Source organism: Microcystis sp. M31BS1 (assembly GCF_020245285.1).
In the GTDB taxonomy this organism is placed as follows: domain Bacteria; phylum Cyanobacteriota; class Cyanobacteriia; order Cyanobacteriales; family Microcystaceae; genus Microcystis; species Microcystis panniformis.
Map to the genome: position 1 here is coordinate 1 of NZ_JADBVE010000311.1, position 9,097 is coordinate 9,097.

Below are 9,097 nucleotides of genomic sequence, written 5' to 3' on the forward strand. Positions count from 1 at the left end.
GGGTTTCTGATTTAGGCTATCAGATACCGCTTTTTTTCCTCGCTCACTACCTCAGATGTACCAAGTCTAAAGCAGCAGGAAATGCCGTCACTCTAGGCATCTAGAGGACAGGACTAAGGTTATTACTAACCCGCACCTGTAAGGTTATAAAGTTATCAAGGTACTACATTTACCAAGCGGCTAATCCTCTAAACGTCTTACTGTCTAGTTTCTAGCCAACGAATCGCACCACACCCCACACCCTGTCCCCACGAAAAACTTTTTGCCGCAAACCCTAGATAGGGAACAGCTGATCACTGGATTTGACGGAGAAAGGACAAATCAACTTGGCCGAAATGAATACTAAAAGCTACTTGCAGATTTTCTAGGGATTTAACCAACCAAGGCACTTGATCGCGAGAATAACTCTCGTAGTGGTTAAACAGAATCGAAAAACGTTTATCTAATTGGGGTTTTGCCTGGGGACAGATCAAAACCAACTTGAGCAATAACCCCACAGTCCGAGTTACCCCCATATTGGTGATCATATCCATAAGAAGGTAATGATCGGGTTTTTGCCCGCTTTCCACCACCAGATAATTTAACAGTTGGCTAGAAGTACGCAGCATGAGAAATTCACTCGGTTTTTGTTGATCGCAGTGGGGTAGAGTATTTTGCAGGATATCGTCGAGTTTTTGGTGAAATTGCCCCTTGCCGTAGTCTAAGGAGGTAATTAGATAATCGTAGAGATCATTTTTGAAATCTTTATAGGTAGGGGTATAAACTGTATTCGCCAGAAAATTTTGCGAAAGCTCCTTATAAGTATAATTTCCTGCTACCGTCCCCAGATAATACTTGAGGGTGCGATTTAGCTCCTTATCATTGAGCAGGGTGGGATTTTCTACCGGTTGAATGATTCTCCCCGCTTCTTCCCTGATTTTTGGGCTATGAGCAACCTGTGCCAAACGTACCTGATAGGTGACATAACGAGAGAGATTTACCTCGAAACGGCTCTCGGTTTTCACCTTAATACGTCTAACGGTTTGTCGCTGTTCTCGGGGACTGTCATCACCGAGTAAATAGTAATCATAGAGATAGGGATAACGACTAATCAGGGTTCCCAGGGAAGCGGCGGTTTTTTCGCTGTATTGGCCGCTAATAATTCTCGCCAGACGCTGCATCCTAACGTAGTCATCCGAGAGGGTAAATTTTTTGACCAGATGGCGCAAATTATTGGGGCTGCTGTAATGTCCGGGACGTGGGGAGGGCAAATTTTCCAGCAGCGATACCAATTCGGGAATTGCTGGCTGATGGGTGGGCTGCGTTTGCCATCGATTCACTAAAATATGACAGCAGCGGTTAAAGAAATGATCAAAACGACTTTCCACATCTTTGGCCTTGACAAGACGCTCTAGGGCTAAATAAATAGGAGCTTGTCGATAGCCCCCACCTTCGATAAACAGACGACGAAAATCCTCGATTAATTGCTCGGGGGAATCTGTCCTGGCGCGGTCGAGCCAATAATCGCACAGTAGCTGTTCTTCGTCTCTTTTTGGTCTTTGTTCACTGTTTAGACTAGCCATGGTTATTTGATTTAGCCCTCCTAAATCAGTAAGTAGTCATGCAAAATTAATTACCTGCCCGATCGAGCTAAAACCCTTACGGGGCAATGATCGTCATGTGTAAATAATTTTGCCTAGGTACTTAAGCGGATGGATTTTAGGGCTAGGACCATAAAGGGGTCAATTGTGATTAGATAGTAGATGCTCCCTTCTGAGGATGCCCCTATTTTGGGTCATTGTAGTGACCGAGTTGATCCATTTTAGCTTGGCAAGTTTAGGAAAATTACCCTTGGCTTACCTGGCCAAGCTTGCGGACTATGCCCAGATTAATAAAAATTTAGGCAGCGTACCCTGCTAATTAAGTTAGCAAAAAGAAACCCCGATCAGATGTGATCTAAGTCACATTTAAACCTAAATCCATCTTCTAGATAATTCGGAATTTACTCTAAGTATTTTTATTGTCTATGCCCTGTCATTTATCCCTCAATCAACTCGCTCAACTATTATCCTTACAAAATAAGGGTGACATAAGTTTTAGTCCCGATAGTTTAGTATCTGGAATTAATACCGATAGTCGTAGTATTAAGTCTGGACAAGCATTTTTGGCATTAAAGGGTGATAATTTTAATGGTCATGATTTTATCGATATGGCTATAGAAAAGGGAGCGGCGACCTTGATTGTTGATCAGCCAGTGTCGGTAAATTACTCTAAAAATATTCCCGTATTCCTAGTCCAGAATACCCTAGAAACCTATCAGCAATTGGCCCATTGGTGGCGGAATCAATTTACTATACCCGTGATTGCTATTACGGGATCGGTGGGGAAAACCACGACTAAAGAATTAATCGCTTCGGTATTAGCAACCCGGGGAAAGGTACATAAAACCCTAGCTAATTATAACAATGAGATCGGAGTGCCGAAAACTCTCCTCGAACTGGATGAAACTCACGATAGTGCCGTAATCGAGATGGGAATGCGGGGACGGGGAGAAATTGCCCTGCTCGCTCAAATCGCCCAACCGACGATCTCAGTGATTACTAATGTGGGAACCGCTCACATCGGTCGTTTAGGGTCGGAGTCGGCGATCGCAGAGGCCAAATGCGAGTTATTGGCCGAGTCTCCTTCTAGTAGTATAGCAGTTCTTAACTACGATCACCCTTTACTTACCGAAACAGCTAAACGGGTATGGCAGGGGGAAACAATTACCTATGGCTTCTCTGGCGGCGATATAGTCGGGGAATTACTAGATTTAACTACTTTACGAGTCAATGGACTAGATTTTAACTTACCTTTATCCGGTCGTCATCATGCTTTAAATTTTATGGCAGCCTTGGCTGTAGCGAAAATTTTAGGCATCGATTGGACTTCTTTGCAACAGGGAATTAAGGTTAATTTACCCAGTGGTCGGGCCAAACGTTACCAATTAGCAACCGATATCCTACTCCTCGATGAAACCTATAACGCCGGTCTAGAATCAATGTTAGCGGCCTTGGATTTGCTGAAAGCTACCCCCGGTCAGCGTCATATTGCTGTTTTAGGCACGATGAAGGAGTTAGGGTCTTTTTCGGAGCAATTACATCGCCAAGTCGGTGAGAGGGTGCAAAAACTAGGCATAGATCGCTTGTTTGTCTTGGTGGATGACCCAGAAGCTAAGTTTATTGCTGAGGCCGCTACTGGTGTCGATTGCGAATGTTTTCAAACTCACGCAGATTTAATTAATCGTTTAAAGGAAGTGATCGATTTCGGCGATCGCATTTTGTGCAAGGCTTCCCATTCCGTCGGTTTAAATCGGGTGGTGGAGGAGTTAATCAGTGATATTGGGAGTTAGGGAATAGGTGTTAGAGAATAGAGCCTTTTTTAGCAAGAATAGCCGATTAAAAACTGTTTTTTCGGTGATTTTAGCTATAGTTTTCTTTTTTTCGGCCGCTCAAGTCTCTTTTGCTCAACAATCGAGACGACTGGAGACTTATCTCCCAGATCTCAGTGGTTTAGCTTGGGTAGAAGCAGATATTTTTCTAGGGGTTCACGATGCCAAAAATAAGGGCAAAAATAGTGATCCATCTCAAGCAAGGCTGAGTCTTTTACAGCTACCTACCCAGGAAAAACCGCTATTATGGCAGGTTTTAAGGGTAGATTGGCCAAATCCAGAGGGATTGAGTAACGATCTCGAAAGTATTACTCATATCCCTGAAACTAATTTGTTTTTGTTGGCTGAAAGTGGCGAGAAAAAACCTTTTCAACGGCTGTTTTTACTAGCATACAACCAGCAAAAAGTCAAGCTAGTTGAGCAAATAAATTGGCCGATTGCGGTGGAAAATGTAGAGGCGATCGCTGTTAGTCGGCAAGGCGATCGTTATCTATTTATCTACGCAGAACGGGCCGATAGTCAAGAGAGTACAAAGATTCGCTGGACGGATATCTCGCTCAATCCCTTAAAATTCGGGGAATTTCAGTCGGTAACTTTTCGGAGTCCTTTTGGTAGTGGTAAAAATATTCGCCCCATCTCCGATTTAGCCGTAGATAAGCAAGGTAATATCTACATAGCTTCCGCTTACGATCCAGATAGTGCGGGGGTGTTTAGAAGTGCAGTTTACCGTATAGGTCAAGTTACAGCCGATAATAACCTAATTCTTGCCCCTAATCCCCAAAAAATTGCAGAAATCGATGGCTCCAAAGTGGAAGCGGTGACTACCAGAGAATCTCCGAGAGGTAAAATAGAAGTCTTTATCGGTACAGATGACGAGAATTATGGCGGTTTTCTGCGACCTTTGCTGTTAGATAATTAGCTATCGGTCGTCAGGAGATTATTTTTATTTATTCTTCCCACTCCCCACTTCCCCACTTCCCCACTTCCCTGCTTCCTTCTCTTCAATAACTACTCGCAGCTAGAAATCCGTTAGACCTTAGCATACTTTGTGCTTTTTGTCAAAAAAACTTTTTTTTTGCAATAAAACTACACAAAAAAAAGATCATCGTTGTGGGTGAAATTGACTCATTTACCTGTCTTAATTAGGATCACCTTCTAGGTGTGGTCAGGGTTTCAATCGTTGCTGCCTAAAAAAGCATAGAATACCCCATTTTGAAATTCTATCAAATCGCTGTCACCTTCATAACATCGTTGTTAAATAAAAATCTTTCTCAATAAAATCTTAAGAATTTGTAAATATTGCGGAATGTTAATTTAAATATTCTCAAGTTTTTGGAGTCAGTCAATAATTTTTGCTTATCTTTGTCCAACATTGGGTTAGGAGACAGTTATCAGTTATCAGTTATCAGTTATCAGATGTGAGTTTTTAGTTTATTAGAGTTCTTGCATAATTAATTCTTGAGAGTTCAAAAATGACAAAAATAGACATAAAACTGCATAAAATGCCTAAATGGAGCATTTAATCGATTAATGCACATTCTTAATTCTCCTGACTACTGACTACTGACTCCTTACTCCTCACCTAACAGAAGATTGTTGATTTTTGCAAGAGATCTATTGTTTACTGAAAAAGCTCCCCACACCCCACACCCTACACCCTACACCCCACACCCCACACCCTACACCCCTCTCCCTTCTCCCTGCTCCGCAACGCCTATTTTCCGTCTAAACTTTTGTATAGGGATAGTCTGGGAAAGTATAGATAACTCTTAGACTAATTAATTCGGGACTCACATCACAATATAGACTATGGCTTACTATTGGTTTAAAGCATTTCACCTGATTGGGGTAGTTGTTTGGTTTGCGGGACTATTTTATTTAGTACGTTTGTTTGTCTATCATGCGGAGGCAGCAACACAAACAGAACCCGCACAAGCTATTCTGAAAGCACAATACGAGATCATGGAGAAGCGACTCTACAATATCATCACCACACCGGGGATGATTGTCACCGTGGCCATGGCGATCGGTTTAATCTCCACAGAACCGGAAATTTTAAAATCGGGATGGTTACATATTAAATTATCCTTTGTGGCTCTTTTACTGCTCTATCATTTCTACTGTGGTCGCATCATGAAGAAGCTAGAAAAAGGGGAATGTAATTGGACGGGACAGCAATTTCGGGCATTAAATGAAGCACCAACCCTGTTATTGGTAGTTATTGTCCTTTTGGCAGTATTTAAGAATCAATTACCCCTCGATTTGACCACTTGGTTAATTGTAGCTTTAGTGGTATTAATGGCAGTGACAATCCAACTTTATGCTAAAAAACGTCGCCAAGATCAAGAAAAACTTCGGCAAAATACTCCCCAAAAAGAGGAAGTAGCGACCAGGTAAATTATCTCAATCATTGCCTAGGTTTCTAGGATAACATTTAAGAGTGGTTTGACAGCTATGGGATGGTCTTTTTAGTCCATCCCCATTGTATAGGTAGCAACCTTTAGCTTTTAGGTTTTTGGCTTTATGCTATTTTTAAATCTATACCAAAACTATTTAGGGTTTGCTGAAAAAGTACGGACGAAGCATTCGGATAGAAAATCTCCGGTTTCACCGATAGGTTATTGGCCGAATGCTTCACCCCTACAAAACGCGGGCCGATGAAAACGCAAGGTTTTGAACAACGCCATAAATAAAAACAATCTTCTGACTACTGACTTCTAACCCTAACAACAATTTTTGATTTTTACAAGAGGTCTTATGAATAGTTGCTGGATAGATTGGGAAAAAATAACTAGGGATTTTCTCAGTTCCCGCAAAATCAAGCAAGTTGCTGAATTGCGAGGATTCTATCGAGTTAATCCCTCTGGTATTCCTAGAATTCCTCCCAATTTAGAATTGAGAGACTACCAAAATACAGCGATTATCAGTTGGTTTCGTAATCGGGGACGAGGAACTTTAAAAATGGCCACCGGCAGCGGTAAAACTATTACTGCTTTAGCTATTGCCATGGAACTTTACCAAGCGATAGAACTGCAAGTATTATTAGTAATTTGTCCCTATCGTCACCTAGTCAATCAATGGCAACGAGAAGCGGAAAAATTTAATCTTAAACCGATTTTAGCCTACGAAAGTGTCCATATATGGCAAAGTCAACTATCCACAGAATTATATAATGTGCAAGCGGGTAATCAAAAATTTGTCACTATTTTAACTACTAACTCAACTTTTATTAGCGAGGGTTTTCAATCACAAATAAAATTTTTTCCCGATAAAACTTTAATCGTTGGTGATGAAGCCCATAATTTAGGTTCCCCCCGATTAGAAGAGTTATTACCCCGTTCTTTAGGTCTAAGATTGGCTTTATCTGCAACTCCTGAAAGATATTTTGATCAGGAAGGAACCGACGCTATTCTTGAATATTTTGGACAAATTCTACAACCAGAATTTACCCTAGGTGATGCTATTAGAAAAGGAGCTTTAGTCAATTATTTTTATTATCCAATCTTGGTTGAATTAACCGATAATGAGGCTTTATTATACGCAAAATTAACCCAAAGAATCGGCTGGACTTTGCAGAAAAATAGTAATTTAAATGGTAATGAAAACCTCACCGCTTTGTTAATGCAAAGATCACGATTAGTTGGTTCAGCAAGTAATAAATTACAGGCTTTACAACAACTGATGCAAGAGCGTTTAGATACGGATCATACTTTGTTTTATTGTGGGGATGGTTATCTAGAAAATTATACTGCTAATTATCGTCGTCAGGTAGAGGCAGTTACTCATTTGTTAGGCAATCAATTAGGTTATCGAGTTGCTATCTACACCGCAGAAACTTCCCTAGAAGAACGAGAAAAAATTCGCCAACAATTTGAGGAGGGTTATCTGCAAGGATTAGTGGCAATTAGATGTTTAGATGAAGGAGTAGATCTGCCATCAATTCAAAACGCAGTCATTCTGGCTAGTAGTGGTAATCCTCGACAATTTATTCAGCGTCGCGGGCGAATATTGCGCCCCCATCCCGATAAAAAACAGGCGACTTTATTTGATATGATCGTTATGCCACCCACCTTAGATCGAGAAACCTGGGAAGTAGAAAGGAATTTATTACGCAAGGAATTAAAACGCTTTCTAGAGTTTGCTCAGTTAGCTATTAATGCTCAAGAAGCTGAGACTAAATTAGGGGAGATTCAAGATAGATATTGTCTTTTGTCTAATTAAAACTTGAAAAGTTAAATCTTGGCGGCTTTTATGCTAAAATAGAAGTTAGTCAAAAATTGATCGCCGAGAAAAATTAACCAAACCAGATAGCGATCGATAAAGTTGTATAATTTTCCTTCCTCTCCTTCTAAATTTCTATGCCTCCCCGTCAACAACCCCGTCGCATTGCTCGAGAACTTGCCCTTTTGAGTTTAAGTCAGATTAAAGGCAATCCTGAAAACCTGGAACAGCAAACTTTAAACGATTTAATTTTAGTTGCAGTTAGAACCTTAACCGTCGAAATTCAAGAAACCTTAGAAACCGCTGCCGCTGAAATTAGTCGTGGTAATGAACGGATTCTCGCTAGTGATACTAAGGCAACAAATCTAAAAAGCGCCCAAACCATGGTAAAAGAAGCAATTTCTCTTACCCACAATGCCATTAATCGTTTAGGAACCGTGATAGATTTTCCCGAAATTGTCCAGTTATCTAGTCAGTACGAAGTGCGGGAATATGCCCTAGAATTAATCGGTACAGTCTATCGTCGTCGTGCGGAAATTGAACAGGAATTAACCAGTGCTTTAGTGGATTGGCAACTGCATCGTTTACCAAGAATTGATCGGGATATCCTGCAAATTGCCGTGGCAGAAATGCTCTATCTCGATATACCTCAAAAAGTAGCAATTAATGAGGCGATCGAATTAGCCAAACGTTATTCTGATGATGAAGGTTATCGCTTTATTAATGGCGTTCTCCGACGGGTAACGAATAAGCTAAACGAAACAGAAAAAGCCCTATCTACCCAGAGTTAAACTGGGAGTAAATTAATACTACAATCACCACATTTTATAGGGAAATTTCTGTAAATTGCTATTGTAGTATCGCTCATCTCCCGTGACTTCTTCGCCGATCCAATCGGGAATAGTAATGACTTGATCCTCTTGTTCTAACTCAATTTCAGCCATAATCAAACCTTGATTATCCCCCCAAAATTCATCAACTTCCCAAGTTAAATTATCCAGAGAAATGCGATGACGAATCTTTTCAATTAAAGGTTTCTTACAGAGGTTTTCTAACATGAGCGCCGCATCTTCTAGGGGAATTACATACTCGAATTCCTGACGACTCATGCCCTCAGTCTTGCCTTTAATGGTTAAATAACCCCGCTCTCCAACTACACGAACTCGCACAGTTGTCAATCCATCTTGGGTAGGAATATATCCCTGACGATACAACTTGCCAGTCGCAAGCGATCGCCAAGAATCCCCTTTAACTAGAAATTTCCGTTCAATTTCAACAGACATAAGTAGGTAGGCATTAAAAACTTTCAGATGCCCCCCTTATTAAGGTAGGGCTGTTTCATTTAAATTAAGTATAGCTGATTTTGAGTCAATAAATTTGACCGAAGATTCTCAAGTTTATCTTGTTCTAACCAAAAGAGTTAGTCACAATAACTAATCTTTAATCCTCTGCCAAATTTATTATGAA

The 9,097-nt window shown here is 40.7% G+C and carries 8 protein-coding genes; 6 read left to right on the top strand and 2 right to left on the bottom strand.

The annotated features are described in order from the left end of the window. Positions 1–293 precede the first annotated feature (293 nt). On the bottom strand, positions 294–1,562 hold the full coding sequence (locus IM509_RS17955) for a Sll1247 family protein (RefSeq protein ID WP_185237690.1): 1,269 nt from the start codon (positions 1,560–1,562) through the stop codon (positions 294–296). Between the two features lie 443 nt (positions 1,563–2,005). On the opposite strand from IM509_RS17955, the gene IM509_RS17960 reads away from it, so the two are divergent. The 6 genes from IM509_RS17960 (at position 2,006) to nusB (ending at position 8,421) form a co-directional block, all read left to right on the top strand. Beyond that, a complete protein-coding gene (locus tag IM509_RS17960) occupies positions 2,006–3,370 on the top strand; it encodes a UDP-N-acetylmuramoyl-tripeptide--D-alanyl-D-alanine ligase (protein ID WP_052277078.1) in 1,365 nt (454 codons plus the stop codon). 7 nt (positions 3,371–3,377) lie between these two features. Then, a complete protein-coding gene (locus IM509_RS17965) occupies positions 3,378–4,328 on the top strand; it encodes a hypothetical protein (protein ID WP_052277079.1) in 951 nt (316 codons plus the stop codon). Positions 4,329–4,708: 380 nt separating this feature from the next. Continuing rightward, complete coding sequence (locus IM509_RS17970) at positions 4,709–4,831, top strand: hypothetical protein (protein ID WP_284525823.1); 123 nt, start codon at positions 4,709–4,711, stop codon at positions 4,829–4,831. A 387-nt stretch (positions 4,832–5,218) separates the two neighbouring features. Beyond that, entirely contained in the window at positions 5,219–5,806 is a 588-nt protein-coding gene (gene hemJ / locus IM509_RS17975; protein WP_002739167.1) for a protoporphyrinogen oxidase HemJ, read from the top strand. Between the two features lie 360 nt (positions 5,807–6,166). Then, positions 6,167–7,630 carry a DNA phosphorothioation system restriction enzyme gene (locus IM509_RS17980; protein WP_052277080.1) on the top strand — a complete coding sequence of 488 codons (1,464 nt, stop codon included), beginning with the start codon at positions 6,167–6,169 and terminating at the stop codon, positions 7,628–7,630. A 137-nt stretch (positions 7,631–7,767) separates the two neighbouring features. Further along, positions 7,768–8,421: a transcription antitermination factor NusB gene (nusB, locus tag IM509_RS17985; RefSeq protein ID WP_052277081.1), complete on the top strand. Its 654-nt coding sequence runs from the start codon at positions 7,768–7,770 to the stop codon at positions 8,419–8,421. A gap of 24 nt (positions 8,422–8,445) precedes the next feature. Here the strand turns inward: nusB and IM509_RS17990 are convergent, their stop codons facing one another. After that, positions 8,446–8,913, bottom strand: coding sequence for a CYTH domain-containing protein (locus IM509_RS17990; protein WP_052277082.1), 468 nt, complete (start codon positions 8,911–8,913; stop codon positions 8,446–8,448). Between the last annotated feature and the right edge of the window lie 184 nt (positions 8,914–9,097).